Source organism: Evansella clarkii (assembly GCF_002019695.1).
GTDB classification, from domain to species: Bacteria; Bacillota; Bacilli; order Bacillales; family Salisediminibacteriaceae; genus Evansella; species Evansella clarkii.
In genome coordinates this window covers 81,410-96,392 of sequence record NZ_MTIV01000022.1, presented here as the reverse complement: position 1 = coordinate 96,392, position 14,983 = coordinate 81,410, and the positions used below count along the sequence as shown (strand labels likewise).

Sequence of the window (14,983 nt, the reverse complement as noted above, 5' to 3'; positions counted from 1 at the left end):
TCAGGTTATTGTTTTTACTTTCCGGCGCGCAGCCTGTCCCGGATGACGGTCAGGCGATGGCAGAACTCCCGGGTCGTTAAGACGGTGTCGCTTTCTTTGTTTCTGCCCATCGAGTGGGTCAGGGTGGCATCTCCAGTGGCGAGCAGGGCACGCTGGAATCCTTCGTTTTCGGCTAAAGCGTCAAACGCCCTGTCAAGCAGTGCCTGGTATTCCGGACTTTTACGAGGGATGGGTTTTCCGCGCCAGTAGAGGGTCTGCGTCCGCTTCCAGTGTTTGTTCTTACGCGATCCTTTTTTCTTGGCGTGGCCGCCAAAGAGTTTACACACTTCCAGCTGCATGTCGGGATTGCTGAACTTCAATGACTGCAGGAATCCTTCCATGGAAGTGCATTCCACCCCGTCAATCACAAAGGGATGAGGGGTGAAGTTGCTGAGTGATGCTGCCGGGTAGCCGGCTCCGCTTCCAATGTTCATCGTTCGTTCCCCTTCCAGTAGCTCAGAGCGAATCTGATTTTTTGAAATCTCTGAGCTCTTGACCGGTCGCCATCACGGGGCGACACTTCAAAGGAGGAGTAGCAGGATAGCAACAAAGAGTATTCGCTTCAATTTCCGAACGACTTTTTCAGCTAATTTTTCATTAGTTATGAAAGAATAATTTCAATACACTCAAAATCAAGGTAATAATTATTCCGCTGGTGTATTAAGCATAAAACTTCATAAAATTAAAAGTCTTATGTTTAATTATGCGCCTTAAAGGTAATGGTAAAATGTAGCAAAAATACTATTAAAAGGAGTGTTTTACTATTCTGTTTTCAGTTAAAAAACTTTTGGTTAACCCTAAAGTAGTCGTAGCTGCAGGTTTAGGCACATCCATGTTACTAGTTACAAATACTTTATTTGCACAAGAAGTATCAGAAACTGACATAGACACAGAAGTAGCACAACTAGAGGAAAAATATGATGTAGATATTGATATAGATACTAATGTTAATGAAATGAGTACATCAAGTAATTCTCCAAAAGCATTTACTAATTTAGAGGAATTAGAAATTGTGTTAGAAAGTTTAGAAGAAATCCGCAGCAATGATGAACCTGCAATTTTTTACTTGGATGAACATATTTCAGATGGTGATTTTAGCATCTTATCTGGAAGTGCACACGGAACTAGACAAGTAAGTTATGAAATTGATGCTCCTGCTTTAGAAGTGTCCATACCTATCCCAGTAGATGTTACTTGGGATATCAGGTATGATTGGGCAACATCTACTAACACATCTGGAATGGGCTACAGATTCACTGGATTTAATGAAATTAACACTTTCTCTACAGGCATTGATGTCATTAGTTGGGAGCCTAGTAGCCATAGTTTTTCATACTCATCAAGTGGCGGTGATCCACAGGGTGCTGCAAACTTAACTGCTGTTGGAGCTTGGAGAGTTGAAGGGGATCTTGGTGCTTATGGGTCAAGTGTAAACGTCGGTATCAGTGCATCAGATACTTTAAATGCATTAGTTTATCCAAATCCTCCAACTGATTGATGACTAAATATTAAAAAGAATATACAGTCGCTCTGAGCTTAGGGGTGCTGTATATTCTTTTTAATAACTACTGATATTGTTGAAAGGAGTGAAATTGTATGCACTATACTGAAGCTATTCTACGAATCTATTCTTTATTATCCGTACTTATTGTTGCAATTGGACTATTTTTTATGCTCATAGCTCCCTTAATTCTGAAACAGTCTAAGATAATTGGATATACATCTATAGGTATCGGTATAATAATTGTCATAACTGGTATAACTATAATAGTTTAACAGTTCAAAAATACAAAAAAATGCCCTCAAATAAGGGCTTTTTTTATTTTATCATTTTTGGACGAGAAGACTCCATCCTCAAGCAAAGCTAGGGTGGAGATGAATCGTCTTTTTTAATTGTTTAAAATGCATCAAACGACTGACTATAGAGCGTTTCTATGATATAATTTACATATATTCCCATATACGAAAAGGGGGTGAACATCAATGAAAGCCCACAAAGCATACAAATTTCGCATCTATCCGAATAAGGTTCAAGAGGTACTAATCGCTAAAACCATCGGTTGTTCTCGTTTTGCATATAACCATTTCTTAGCGAAATGGAATCAGGCATATCAAGATACAGGTAAAGGTTTAACGTATAATACTTGTTCTTCACAATTAACTCAGCTGAAAAAAGAACTAGTATGGCTAAAAGAAGTGGATAGCGTTGCACTTCAGTCATCACTTAAAAACTTAGCTGATTCATATGCGCGCTTCTTTAAAAAGCAAAACAAAGCACCACGGTTTAAGTCCAAAAAGAATAACGTCCAATCTTATACGACTAAACAAACAAACGGAAATATTGTGATTGTAGATAACAAAATCAAGTTGCCAAAACTTGGTCTTGTGAAATTTGCGAAAAGTCGTGAGGTATGCGGGCGCATTTTGAGCGCTACGATCCGGCGTACCCCGAGCAGTAAATACCATGTTTCTGTATTAGCTGAAACAGATGTCCAACCTCTTGAAAAAACGGATTCATCTGTAGGTATAGATGTAGGGTTAAAAGATTTCGCCATTTTGTCAGACGGTACGATCTATGAAAACCCCAAATACTTTCGTCAATTAGAAATAAAACTTGCGAAAGCGCAGCGCGTATTGTCCAGGCGAAAAGAATTAGCGATCAAGGAAAAACGAAAATTAAGCGAAGCGAAAAACTATCAAAAACAAAAGCGCAACGTTGCTCGCATCCATGAAAAAATCATGAACAAGAGAGCTGACTACCTGCATAAAATCTCTACCGAGATTATCAAAAACCACGATATTATCGGTATCGAAGACTTGCAGGTATCTAACATGCTCAAAAATCGTAAACTAGCAAAAGCTATCAGCGAAGCGAGCTGGTCACAGTTTCGAACGATGCTTGAATACAAAGCGAATTGGTACGGCAAGCAAGTCGTTGCGGTATCGAAAACATTCGCGAGTTCACAACTATGTTCGTGCTGTGGGCGTCAAAATAAAGACGTTAAAAATCTCGCATTGCGTATATGGGATTGCCCACAATGCCACGCTCATCATGATCGAGATATTAACGCAAGTAAAAATCTTAAAAACGAAGCCGTAAGGCTTCTAACTGCGGGGACCGCAGGGATAGCCTAATCAAAAACTTTCGGTTACGAAGGTGTTCTTAGGAATCCCCCACTTCAAGCGTAAGCTAAGTGGTGGGTAGTTCAACCCGCTGTTCTTTCCATTTTTGATAGATTCCCATATCGCCAAAACCTTCACACTCAAAACATTTTCCGTCTTGTGGCCGCCAGTTCCCAAAACCTTTCCCTTTGCATCGCTTACAGATTGCCATGATAGCACCCCTCCCGGTTTGGTCTTCATGTGTTTGACCGGTTGGGAGCGGGAGCGATCCGACATCTTTTTTAATTTGCTTGTTGACAGGAACATACGTTCTTTTATATACTAAAAACACGAACAAACATTCTCGTTTTCTTTTCCGATGCGGTCGGGAGAAAATACATAATATATACTTTTTTAAATGAAGAAAGCCCCCGGGGGCGTCGGGGGCTTGGCGGTTCTTAATGGGCAGGGTCGTTCAGATGAATCTCGACCGCGTCTTCTTCTTCATGGAGGATGGCGAGCAGTACTTTTTCCACACCCGCTTCGCCGATAAGTTCGGCGAACTGGGCGGCTTCGCACAAGTTCATTACTTCATGGTTAGTCCCTTCTCGTTCAACGATAACGGATAACTCTTTACCGTTTTCTGTTTCAATAACAGAAATTCGGAGTGCGACTTCTGCAATTTTCTTTACCATAAATTGAACCCTTCTTTCTTTTTTATATACGCTTCTATATTCTCTTTCTTTATTCTCTGGTCTTTTCCCTTTTTATAAATCTATTTACCTGAATCTTTTATACTAATTTAATTTCAAGACTGCGAATCGTTAAATATTTCCAATCTATCGGTCGATATAAACGCACAGAGGAGGTGGAGGGTAACCCGCATTATCGCACCTTCAACCACATTTCCCCTCTATTATCCCTACCGTTTTATCATAACCCACTCTTATAGATTAGGGTACATTTTGTTACGATGAAGCAGAAAAGTACTACATGACGACAGAGAAAAAAATAACTTCTTGTCGGGTAACAAGAAGTTTGAAGGTCCACCGAACAGACCTTTACAGTCCTAAAGTCTGAGTATTTTGTTTATAGCGCTTTGTTATTATAATACGCGGACCTTCTTCTGTCAAAGTCAAAAAAGGAGATCCAATCACCATGAGAGAGAAAAAAGAATACCAGCTGGAACTCGTTTTGAACCCAGAGGAGTCCGGAGGGTTGCGCCACCGATTAATTATTGATGATCCCGAAAAATATGAACTGATGTCCAGGGACCGCAAAAAAGCCTACATAGAAAAAATGAGGCGGGAGCAGCAGCGGATGAAAGACCCGCGAGGACCTTTTGTAATGGCCAAAAACGAACCGATCCGTTCTTTAGAGGTATCAGAGCTTACTGTAGCCGATCGTCGTTACTTCATGATGCTCGTTTTATATGCCGGATTTAACGGGGAAGCCTTAAAAAAAGACGGGGTTCCATTAACAAATGAAAGAATCGCTGACCTATGGCATTTACATGTGACTAAGACAAAAGAGCGCCTGAATAAGTTCACTCGGATCGGCCTCTTAGAAAAAATTAAAGACCCCCGTGATAAACGAGTCGTCAACTACGTGTTAAACGAACTGTATTTCCAAAAGGGGAAGACGGTGACGAAACCAAGAGAGAAGTTCGTGAAGCTGTTTCAGAATAAATTGAGCGATGTCATTCATCAGGTCGAAAAAATAAACGAACTCAAGAACCGTCACCGCAAAACAAAGACAAGCATTCACAACGTGATTGGATTACTTCATGGCGTGATGCCGTATTTTCACTACGAGGCCTATTATTTAGTTTCGAATCCAGATGAACCGATCACCCAAGAAGGAGAAACCGTACTGGATGCCTTAGAGCGACATCCGAGAGCGCTCAAGCATTTATCTAAGAGCCGGATCGGTCGCATTCTGGGTTATCAAAACGCCAATCGAAAAACAATCGATACGTACATGGACATCCTCCAAAAAGCCGGGGCGGTCATGATACTGAAATCAAAGAACAAAACTCGGTATATCATCCACCCCGACTTGATGTTCCGGCTGGATCATGACGGATCGGATAAATATACGCGCCACATTCGCGCGATGTTTGAACAGCATGAAAGCTAGAGCAGCAACCCCTATGAGCAACTTCTTCGATTTTTGGGGACGATTTTAAATAGTTAGAGGTAATTAACATATCAATTGGTATACCAAGCGACAGTAAAATAGCACCCATTTTAACAACGAAAGAAGCGCCCAAATTATCAGGCGCTTTTTTCTCTTATATACTTTCCTATCTTCAACTAATCCTTATCTGTTAACCCTCCATGCACCTAAAAATCCTGCACCACTAGCGAACCCGTCACCTCAATTAGAGGGAATCATTACGGAATAGGAACTTATTAATTAGAAAAAACGTGAATAAACAAGATAGGCGAAGAATATCGAGCTCAATACTATCTCATTGGTTTACACAGAAGATTCAGAGATTTTGAACAACGACTAAATTATGCAATAATTACCAAAAAGGAGGTGAAATTATGAAAAAAATACTTATATTTACAATTTTTGCTTTGACTCTTACCTTTTTATTTGTAGGTCAGGTTTCTGCAGACAGCGAAGGTGTATCTAATAATCTCGACTCTGAGATAGTAATTTCAGATTCAGAAAATGTGCCATCAGATCAATGTGGTCAAAGAGTTTGGCTTAGTGTGCATGCTGGTAGCAACACAGCGCCTCACTCCTACCAAGAGGTGCATTCTTGCGGGGCGTTATATAGAGGATACCTGAGTCTAAATACTTCTACATCAAGGTATGAAGGGTATGTTTATCGTTCCCCTTCGCCGTTCCCGAGACCGAATTAGAAGGGCTAAAGGTTATCTTAGTTTGATTTTCAATAAGTTACACAGAAGATTTAGAGTTTTTAAATGATATTTAGATTATGAAATAATTCCTAATGAGGAGAAAACAAAATAATGAAAAAATTACTGATATTTACAGTGGTAACATTAGCATTCGCTTTTTTATTTGTAGGTCAGGTTTCTGCAGACAGCGAGGGTACATCTAATAACTTCGACGCCGAGATAGTAATTTCAGATTCAGATATTGTGTCACCAGAATTTTGTAGTGATCCTAATAGAATATGGATGACTGTACCTGCTACGGACAACTCACCGAGGTACGCATATTTCGAGACAATGGCATGCGGAGGGCAATTATTTAGAGGATATCTGACCCTGAGTACTTTCTATGGTGTACCGCGATATGAAGGATATCTTTATCATAGTTCAGTACCGTATCCAGCTCCTCCTAGATGAGTCAATTTCCAAGAGAATCCCATATTCACCATATGGGATTTTCTACTTTAAAAAAGAGAGAATACTTATTAAATCGAAAGAAATACAGAAAATGGCACGACTATGTTTAATTATTATGATATTAGAAGGTGAGTATTAGTGATTGTAAGTGTAGAGAATATTTATAAATCATACGGGAAGGTTAAAACTTTAAAAGGTGTAACTTTCCAGATAAAAGAACCGCAGATTCTCGCTTTGGTAGGGCCAAATGGTGCTGGAAAATCAACGCTTTTAAATATTATTACAAATATAACTTCAGCAGATAGTGGATCAGTAACCATCTTCAATAAAAGTAACAAAGACACAAAAATATTCAGGGAAATATCATACATGCAGGATAACTCGGTGCTGTATGATTATTTAACCGGGTATGACCATCTGCAGTTCATCGGAGAACTACATGGTATTTCAAAGAAAAAGATTAAGGAAACAGCGGAACTAATAGGAGTAGAATCATATCTAAATAATAAAGTTAATACATATTCCCTTGGAATGAAACAACACCTGTTATTATCCATGGCGATCTTAAATGAGCCTAAACTGTTAATACTTGATGAACCTCTAAACGGTCTAGATCCAACGAGTTCAATAAAGACCCGGAATCTTATTTTAGATTTATACAACCAAGGAACAACGATCTTATTATCCTCTCATAACTTAGCGGAAATTGACCAAGTTACTTCTAATGTGCTTTTTTTGAAAGCAGGGAAACTGTTCGAAGAAGATATAGGAAAATACAAGCAAATTACATATAAAATCAAGGTGAATGATTCCACGAAAGCGTGCGACCTTTTAAAGAATAGTTCTATCCCTTATTTATTTTTAGATAACAGCATAATGATTAATAAAAATAATGCCAGTATACATGAACTGAACGTATTATTTCATAGAAACAATATCACCTTGTTGGATATAGAAAAGAAAAAACACGGAACAGAAGATCGATACCGAGAGATCTTTGGATTAAATGAGGAATAGTTATGAATATCTTTAAGTTCGAAATAAAAAAGATTTTAAGACAGAAAAAATTAATTTGGTTGATTTTAAGTGTCCTTATATGGGTTGGATGGCTATACTGGGGTAACTCTATTGATAATGAACAAAAGGCCGAGCGAGCAAGAGAGCATGTTGATTCCCTACATGAAGAAACGAACCATGTTCAGGCGAATTTAAGGGAAATAGAGAACGCTGATGAGGTTCACAGCTTACAAGAGCAAAATATCCGCGACATGCAATCAGCCCTAGTGGAATGGAAAACAGCAATTTACTATGAGGAATGGGATGAAATCCCACTTCATGAAGGAGAATTCCTAAACAATTTACAGGAATACCAAAATAATGGCGGAGAATTTATGATCCTCCAAGATTCGGAGAAAGAGATTGCTCTTAAAAAAAATGAATGGCTAGTAAAGCATAACCTAGCTTACGAAGATGAGGCGGCCCCTGTTTCCCCCCATCTAATTTTAATAGATAGCTCTACCGCTTTACTAAGCTTTCTTGGCATTTTAATCTTATCTTTATTATTTGGTGATACACTGGCCAGAGAAAAGGAACAGCGCACCTGGTTATTACTTAGAAGTCAACCTATTGCTTATTGGAAGATTGTCTCCTCCAAATATATAAGTGTACTATTATTAATCGGTATATATATTGGATCAGTATGGTTGATCGGGGTCGGAGTTCCTTTATTATTGGGTCCTCACTCGCTTGAACTGCAATATCCATATATATTAATTGTTAATGAAACCATTCATATTCTTTCTATTTCGGATTACTTTATTAGGTTATCAGTAGTGTTCTTTTGCGCCTCCGCTTTTACTTTCGCAATTATATTTTTGGTCAGCAAGTTTGTGAGAGATAGCTTTTATGCCCTTCTGCTTGTTGGATTTATTATTTCTCTGGGATATTTATTGACAGAAATGAATACTTTTTTTCAATCAGTATACAATCCTTTTAATTATTTCCGTACAGCGGACACAGCAGGGGACTTAATACATAACGAGGGAATGTGGTTTTATCTTCTCGTAGCATTGGCCTGGTATGCACTTTTAATCTCGTTAAATTTATTAATCCCTAATAAACAGAATCCGTTTACTAGTGTAGAAAAAAAACCATTTAATGAAATCACATCCAAATATATTCTATGGAAAATGGTTAATTTTGAATGGCGGAAAATAAAGAGAAGAGGTTTGTTTAAACAGTGCATGCTCCTTTTAGTCGTTTTTATTGTTATTGGTTATACTTATCAAACAAAACTCGCAGAAGATAATGAATCTGGCTACATAAACCTATTAGAGGAGAGAGCGCACGTCCTTGAAAATGAGTATATTCCATTTACTGAAGAATACTTAAGTTCCATGGAAGAAATGGTAGAGGAAATGCCAGCGGATATGCAAGATGAATACCGAGACACTATGATTAGTGGTGAGGAGAAAACCCTGGAATTCTACAACAACAGACTGCAAAATATTAATCGTGCATTAAGTGCATATAAAAAAGAAGCTTGGGGACCATTCATAGAATATCAACTATTTGAAAATAGGTATGTGAACAATGAATTTGACACCCACATTATTGATCTAACCTTAGAACTGCTCGGCCAGTTTACCGTGGATGTGAGTATAGCAGAAAAGGAATGGTTAATAGATAATGACATAAAGCCAGTTTTTTCCGGGGAATTCAGGCCAACGATTTATCATAATTTTGGGAACCAAATAACAGAAAAAAACCAGTGGTTGGAAGAAAATAAAAAAGTAGATAACAGCGGTCTATATATACTGTATAGTTATTTTGATAATTACGCTTATGCGATACCATTTATCTTGTTTTTATTCTTATTTGGTGGGGGACTAGCTGACGAACATGGAAAGAGAAAGACCCTTCATTATCTTAAAACACAACCTGTCAAAGTGAAAGATATAGTGTTCGGGAAATACCTCACTTCAACTATGGTGAGTATTATGAGCTCACTTTCCTTGTTTATTATAGTGATTATTACAGGAGGCGTCTTTAACCGTATAGGTGACTGGAAATATCCTATACTTAAGTACGATCCACCTAGTATGGTTAACAATGTTAATTATACTGGTATGGAACCGGAGTCAGGAAGGGGCTTCCACTTTATAAATCTGGGAGAGTACCTTATTGCTTCGGTGGTTATTTATACCCTTCTCATTGTCTTTTTCCTAGGATTATGTTTATTATTATCTCTTTTCTTCAAAAAGAAATTAAATGTGTTTTCCATCGCTATATTCATTGCAGCAGCCGGTTATATTTTGTCTTTACATTGGTTTGGTGATGTATCCCACCTTTCACCATTCACTTATCTTAATATTCCTAAAATACTTAATGGCGAACTACCTACAGCCTTAGACAATCCTAACTTCCATCTATATTCAGGCATTATTCCGTTATTAGGTTGGAGCCTTCTTCTTTTAATCATTGGATATGTTAGTACGCGTAGAAATCGTTGATAGGGTTAGTTTTGGAAGAAGTATTTTATACCCCCTAAGTCCCAAATACGTCAGCAGAGGAGGGGCGGGTTTTTAAATTACAAAAAAGAACCCGCTTCGCTCTGTCATTAAGGGGTGTTGCGAGGGAGAAAGCATTGAATACTACCTCTATTTTTGCTGTAATATCAATATGAGAGGTTCTTTTTTTCGTGTAAACCGTGCTCTCACGGGTACACGTATTTAGAAGAACGTTCTTTTGCAGCTTCGAAAAACCGTGCTCTGATCGGTACGCTTTTTCAAGACAAACGAAGATTTCAACACCGAAAACCGTGCTCCAGCGGGTATGCTTTTTGGAAAAACCGTGCGCTAACCGGTACGTAGTTACTAAAAAGCGTGCTCTCACAGGTACAGAATTCGAAAAAACCGTGCTCTGGCGGGTACGCATTATAATATAATTATCCACAAGGAAAATACCGGTAAAAAAGGGTATATTATCGTTATCCACAGGTAAAATTACCCATTGTTCCTTCTTTATTCTTGATGCGCACCCCTGACCGGAGGTGTGACCTGGTCCTTGGCTGTTTCCTTGCTACCGCCTCCCTCCGGTCGTTGGTGAAGGTCTGCGGTTAGTAAAAGGGAAAACCGTCCTTTAACTAATCCTCAACCTCTGACTGTCTCTTTTTCCTTATCACGAAAAAAATACTGGCATGTGACCAGTATGTAGATACGCCAGGAATAATAGAAAGTACGCTCGTTTCCTGAAAGAAATCGGCAGGTGAGTGTTCCAAAATACTATTACATCTTACATAATATGTTTTCGTTTGACGTGGACGATGATGTAAACCTATGTAGTAAGACGTTTCCTACTCAGGGACAGGAAACATTTTATCTATTACATACCCTTAGATATATGTTATCTTAGAGGCAAGAGGTGATAAAATGACTAAGGTTATAACGTTTGCGATACAGAAGGGCGGCGTCGGCAAAACGATGACATCTGGCGTAACGGCGTTTCTGTTAGCAAAACAGGGACATAAGGTACTGGCGGTCGATATGGATTCGCAGGGAAACCTGACCCAGTTTCTGAGTGGAAGTGACAACCTATTAGACTTCGAAAACGAAACGGTGTTAGAAGCCATTAAAGAGGGCGATGCCAAGAAATATATTAAGGTGTTAGATGATAACCTGCACCTTCTTCCAACGGATGATTTCCTCGCAACAATCGCTCATTATTTATTCACAGAACATCGGGGGCATAGGTCGCTCGCATTAAAAGAATGTCTCGAAAGTGTAAGGGATTACTATGATTATATTATCATAGATACACCGCCTGCATTGTCAGAGCAGACAATCAATTCATTAGGGGCATCCACACATGTGGTAGTGATGTTTGAAACAAGTAAATTCTGCTATAATGCGGTACCTAGATTTTTGGATACAGTGCAAGCCGCCAAGGAGAAAATTAATCCGGATCTTGAGATCGCTGGCATACTTAGAACACTTGCAGATGCAAAGAGAAGCGACTCCAAAGCGATGGTAGACTTGATTGCAGAAGAGTATCCTGATTTGGTATTCGATACAGTTATTCAACGTCGAGCTACAACAGGCAGATTGCCGATCTACGGCCTCTGGGAAAACCCGGAGAGCAAGAAGGCATTCGAATACCATGGTAAATTCTTAAAGGAGCTGATTGAACGTGTCACAAAAAAAGCCAAGTAGTACGGATCAATTAAAAGAGGCGGTAAAAAAGGGCGGCAGGAAAAGTCCTGCTCATGCGTTTTTTGACGCTGATGAAAAACTGAACAATAAAACTAAACCGGGAGAATCACCACTTACACCGGTGGAAGATAAGCCAGATGAGGATGAAATAAATGAATCCGAAACCTACATAACCGAGAAGAACGATGAGGATAAGCCGCAGGAAAACCCAGAGGTACCTGATAATCCGGAAGCGCCTGAAAAAACGATAAGAGATGTCACGAAAAACTTCATGAGCAAGTATGACGAGAAAAGTAAAAAGAAAACTGTAGAGGAAACGCATGCCCGAGCGACATTCTTGTTCCGAAAAGATTTGCAGGAGCGTCTGGATAAGTTAGCGGAAGGGAAGAGGGGGTTCAAAACTATGTTTCTGAACCAAGCGGTGGAAGCCCTGCTCGATGAATTAGAGGAAGTGCATAACGATCGATAAAGAACGAGACGATGCCCGATCCGGGTGTCGTCTTATTTTAAGCGCAAACCTATTACGTAATATGTAACAGTTTTCCGTAACAAAAAAAAAGACCGACAGCCGGGGAGGGCTATCGGTCTTTTCGGTCACTTCTTCGTCAGCATTTGCTCCATGAGTTCAAGTTCTCTCTCTTTTAGTCTGAGTTCTTTTTCTTTTAGTTTTAGCTCATCGGCTTTTAAATGATTCGCGTTGCGGAGCTCGATGCGAACCTCGTTGAGTTTTTGTGCGAGATCCGGGACATCGCGTTCGAAAAACTTCTTTCCCATCATTGTCTGAAAAAATTCTGCCATGGTTACTCCTCCTTTTAATGTTGTGTGACCGGGGCGAAATGCGCTACGATTTCTGAAAGGGTCATGTCGAGCAATTCTTTGCAGCTGGTAAAGCACTGACCTTCTTTGTAATCAATAAGAGTATGCTTGACCGTTCGATCACCAGCCTGGTCAAAGACGTTGATCTGGAATTCGGGCTTATCTGCATTCGTAACTTCAAACTCGATGCGAAGCGGGCACTCCGATACGCCATCCTGGACTTTGTATACAACAAGCAGCATGTGCGTGCGGCCGTTTTGATAGAGTGTGTTGTCATGAAGAAACGGGAGGGTGTAGAAGACACCGTTCGTGCTGAATCTGTCTTCCGGCAGGAGCGGGAGGTCCAGAAAATCTTCCCGAATAAAAGTGGAAAACAAAAGCAGTCCACTGCGATATCGGTTTTCCTCGCTACTTTCCAGCTGTCCGACTTTCGGCTTTTGTGTATCCAGCATGCGTTTGATTTCTGTATTTGGCATGGTAATCGCTCCTTTTTAATTAGCCGCTCTGGCCATCGCCAGAGCCGCGTCGATTTTATGTTGTTTTTTATAATTAGATCCATTCACAAGATACTTTTTATGAAACACCAAACCATTCTCTTTGAAAATATCTCTCCAAATGGATAGTCTCTCATTTACTTTCTTAATCGTAGGTGTTGCCCCCACCATCGGAAGACTAATTCCTGTACTGGAATGAACCGCACATAGTACGCAGTAGCAAACATCCGCAAATTCTTCTTTGATGTCAGCGATTGTTCTCGATTCTATTAGTTCAACCAGTTCTCCTTTTGCGTAACCCCACGTAATCGGACTAGCATTCAAATTCTCGTTACAATATTTACTTGTAAGCATATAACACCACTCCTTTTTTCTTCGTAGTGTTCACTGGGGTGCGCTTTCGCGCAGCCTTGTTTTTCGTCTAGCCAATACATAAGACACGAAAAAAAACCGGATAGGAATTCCTATCCGGGGGCAAACTAACAAAATCACGGCACGCAATCTTGTGACGAACCCAGGTTACCGTGCAGCAATTGGTTTTGAATTCACGGAACGGGATTTATTTTTTGTTTCTCCCGAAGATCGCGCGGAGACGCTCTTTCTGCGTTTGTTCTTCAGCGAGCTTTTCCCGGTCCACCGTGAAGTCAGCGAGCGGCTCATCACTTTGGTATTCAAGAACGAAATACAAGTTCTTCATGCCGACCTCCACATCTAAGACAAAGACGTTTCGCTGATTGTCCAGGAATGCCTGATTGATCGACGGGTTCGTCGGTGCGCCGTCTGTGCGACCTTCTGCAAAGTGAATGACTTTGATAGCAGATAGTGTCATATAGAGTACCTTGAAGCCGAGAGCCTCGAATACGGCGCGTTTTTCCTGATAGGACGCCTTGGAGATATATGCTTGAATCGTTGGATAATCATCGGAACTTAATCCCGCGTGATTCGCAAAATCGATAAAGTGCATCGACAACATGGGAAGTTGAATGCCCATGAGCCCCTCTTTCTTCTGTTTGATTTCTCTAATTAAACCACCGTATGTAAATGCCATTACTATCTCCCCTTTTTCGTTTTTAGCTATTCGTCTATTTGACCGGGTTGCGAGTAGCAACCACCCTCTTGGTATAATGGTCCCCCACCCATCACTGTCGAAAATGGCAAAAAAAGTTAAAAACTCTGTTGTAAGAGCGTTTTTTATGCTAAACTATACGGGAACATACGTTCGCAGGAGGTGAAGAACATGTCACAGCCCCATACCACTCCAGAAGAGGAAAAATTAGTAGACGCCTGCATTTTCCTGCCGATGGCGATAAAAACCCTGGAGAGGGATCTGAAGGTGCTGGAAAATAGCAATCTAAAGATACCGGAAGTGTACGAAGAAATTATTCATCAGATGATTTTAAGAATGAGAGAAGACCTAAAAGAATCAAAGAAAACGATGCTGCAGCAAAAGATGAAAGTGTGGCATATTGGCCAGGAGAACGAGATGACGATCTACGGATCGGTCATAAGAGGGTATGAGGCACAGCACAAATTCTGGAGTCATAGACTAAGGAGCAGAACGAAAGAAATTCTGCTTGATTACAGCCGTATAAAATAATAAACCACTGGTTGTTATTTTCTCTCTTATCCCTCTTTGTATAGTCAAACGATAAGAAGAGGAGGGATGAAAGATGGCATATAACGTAACCGTTTACACCTTGGCGGGCTGTTTCCCTTGCAAGTCATTAAGAGATTGGTTCAAACAAAACAATATCCCATTCGAAGAAAAGGTTGTCAGACTCGGTTCGCCATACATTCAGGAAATGGAAAGCTATGGCGGAGGGAAAAAATTCCCGTTTATTGTCGTACAACACAACAATCAAACCCATACGTTTACAGGGTTACACCAAAAGACAAAACAGTTTTTGTTGGAACTAAAAGAATCGTGAGGAATGACTCCTCACGGTTTTCCTCCCCCACTACATACAGACCACTTACTTTCAAAATAAACCAA

Annotated in this window: 19 protein-coding genes; 11 read left to right on the top strand and 8 right to left on the bottom strand. The window is 40.0% G+C overall.

Translation table 11 applies throughout. The features are described from left to right. Positions 1 to 14: 14 nt before the first annotated feature. A complete protein-coding gene (locus BK582_RS25485; RefSeq protein WP_078598540.1) occupies positions 15 to 473 on the bottom strand; it encodes an NADAR family protein in 459 nt (152 codons plus the stop codon). Between the two features lie 353 nt (positions 474 to 826). Here BK582_RS25485 and BK582_RS25480 point away from each other — a divergent pair, with 353 nt between their 5' ends. Continuing rightward, positions 827 to 1,537 (top strand): hypothetical protein, encoded by a 711-nt coding sequence (locus BK582_RS25480; protein WP_078598537.1) that lies wholly within the window; start codon positions 827 to 829, stop codon positions 1,535 to 1,537. A gap of 485 nt (positions 1,538 to 2,022) precedes the next feature. Beyond that, positions 2,023 to 3,174, top strand: coding sequence for an IS200/IS605 family element RNA-guided endonuclease TnpB (gene tnpB, locus BK582_RS25470; RefSeq protein ID WP_078598532.1), 1,152 nt, complete (start codon positions 2,023 to 2,025; stop codon positions 3,172 to 3,174). Positions 3,175 to 3,229: 55 nt separating this feature from the next. Here tnpB and BK582_RS27460 read toward each other — a convergent pair whose 3' ends face one another. Then, positions 3,230 to 3,373 (bottom strand): hypothetical protein, encoded by a 144-nt coding sequence (locus tag BK582_RS27460; RefSeq protein ID WP_169911317.1) that lies wholly within the window; start codon positions 3,371 to 3,373, stop codon positions 3,230 to 3,232. A 226-nt stretch (positions 3,374 to 3,599) separates the two neighbouring features. Continuing rightward, positions 3,600 to 3,836, bottom strand: coding sequence for a hypothetical protein (locus BK582_RS25465; protein WP_078598529.1), 237 nt, complete (start codon positions 3,834 to 3,836; stop codon positions 3,600 to 3,602). A 463-nt stretch (positions 3,837 to 4,299) separates the two neighbouring features. Between BK582_RS25465 and BK582_RS25460 the strand changes: the two genes are divergently transcribed. The 5 genes from BK582_RS25460 to BK582_RS25440 all read left to right on the top strand — a co-directional run bounded on the left by BK582_RS25460 (position 4,300) and on the right by BK582_RS25440 (position 9,982). Then, positions 4,300 to 5,280, top strand: a complete 981-nt coding sequence (locus BK582_RS25460; protein ID WP_078598527.1) for a hypothetical protein — start codon at positions 4,300 to 4,302, stop codon at positions 5,278 to 5,280. Between the two features lie 413 nt (positions 5,281 to 5,693). Beyond that, a complete protein-coding gene (locus tag BK582_RS25455; RefSeq protein WP_078598524.1) occupies positions 5,694 to 6,017 on the top strand; it encodes a hypothetical protein in 324 nt (107 codons plus the stop codon). Between the two features lie 111 nt (positions 6,018 to 6,128). Continuing rightward, a complete protein-coding gene (locus BK582_RS25450; protein WP_078598522.1) occupies positions 6,129 to 6,470 on the top strand; it encodes a hypothetical protein in 342 nt (113 codons plus the stop codon). A gap of 138 nt (positions 6,471 to 6,608) precedes the next feature. Next, entirely contained in the window at positions 6,609 to 7,487 is an 879-nt protein-coding gene (locus BK582_RS25445) for an ABC transporter ATP-binding protein (protein ID WP_078598520.1), read from the top strand. 2 nt (positions 7,488 to 7,489) lie between these two features. After that, on the top strand, positions 7,490 to 9,982 hold the full coding sequence (locus tag BK582_RS25440) for an ABC transporter permease subunit (RefSeq protein ID WP_078598518.1): 2,493 nt from the start codon (positions 7,490 to 7,492) through the stop codon (positions 9,980 to 9,982). Positions 9,983 to 10,016: 34 nt separating this feature from the next. Here the strand turns inward: BK582_RS25440 and BK582_RS27455 are convergent, their stop codons facing one another. Then, positions 10,017 to 10,466 carry a hypothetical protein gene (locus BK582_RS27455; RefSeq protein WP_078598516.1) on the bottom strand — a complete coding sequence of 150 codons (450 nt, stop codon included), beginning with the start codon at positions 10,464 to 10,466 and terminating at the stop codon, positions 10,017 to 10,019. Positions 10,467 to 10,900: 434 nt separating this feature from the next. Between BK582_RS27455 and BK582_RS25430 the strand changes: the two genes are divergently transcribed. After that, a complete protein-coding gene (locus BK582_RS25430; RefSeq protein WP_078598514.1) occupies positions 10,901 to 11,680 on the top strand; it encodes a ParA family protein in 780 nt (259 codons plus the stop codon). Continuing rightward, the gene (locus BK582_RS25425; RefSeq protein ID WP_078598512.1) at positions 11,658 to 12,149 is read left to right on the top strand and encodes a hypothetical protein; all 492 of its coding nucleotides are present in this window, start codon (positions 11,658 to 11,660) and stop codon (positions 12,147 to 12,149) included. Before BK582_RS25430 ends, BK582_RS25425 begins: the two co-directional genes overlap by 23 nt. Before the next feature lie 125 nt (positions 12,150 to 12,274). On the opposite strand, the gene BK582_RS25420 is transcribed toward BK582_RS25425, so the two are convergent. The 4 genes from BK582_RS25420 to BK582_RS25405 form a co-directional block, all read right to left on the bottom strand. Then, the gene (locus BK582_RS25420) at positions 12,275 to 12,478 is read right to left on the bottom strand and encodes a hypothetical protein (protein WP_078598509.1); all 204 of its coding nucleotides are present in this window, start codon (positions 12,476 to 12,478) and stop codon (positions 12,275 to 12,277) included. Positions 12,479 to 12,492: 14 nt separating this feature from the next. Continuing rightward, the gene (locus tag BK582_RS25415; RefSeq protein WP_078598507.1) at positions 12,493 to 12,972 is read right to left on the bottom strand and encodes a hypothetical protein; all 480 of its coding nucleotides are present in this window, start codon (positions 12,970 to 12,972) and stop codon (positions 12,493 to 12,495) included. A gap of 15 nt (positions 12,973 to 12,987) precedes the next feature. Then, positions 12,988 to 13,344, bottom strand: a complete 357-nt coding sequence (locus BK582_RS25410; RefSeq protein ID WP_078598505.1) for a MazG nucleotide pyrophosphohydrolase domain-containing protein — start codon at positions 13,342 to 13,344, stop codon at positions 12,988 to 12,990. A gap of 205 nt (positions 13,345 to 13,549) precedes the next feature. After that, positions 13,550 to 14,038 carry a hypothetical protein gene (locus BK582_RS25405; protein ID WP_078598503.1) on the bottom strand — a complete coding sequence of 163 codons (489 nt, stop codon included), beginning with the start codon at positions 14,036 to 14,038 and terminating at the stop codon, positions 13,550 to 13,552. A 189-nt stretch (positions 14,039 to 14,227) separates the two neighbouring features. Between BK582_RS25405 and BK582_RS25400 the strand changes: the two genes are divergently transcribed. Beyond that, complete coding sequence (locus BK582_RS25400) at positions 14,228 to 14,587, top strand: YhjD family protein (protein ID WP_078598501.1); 360 nt, start codon at positions 14,228 to 14,230, stop codon at positions 14,585 to 14,587. Between the two features lie 73 nt (positions 14,588 to 14,660). Then, positions 14,661 to 14,918, top strand: coding sequence for a glutaredoxin family protein (locus BK582_RS25395; RefSeq protein WP_078598499.1), 258 nt, complete (start codon positions 14,661 to 14,663; stop codon positions 14,916 to 14,918). Positions 14,919 to 14,983: the final 65 nt, after the last annotated feature.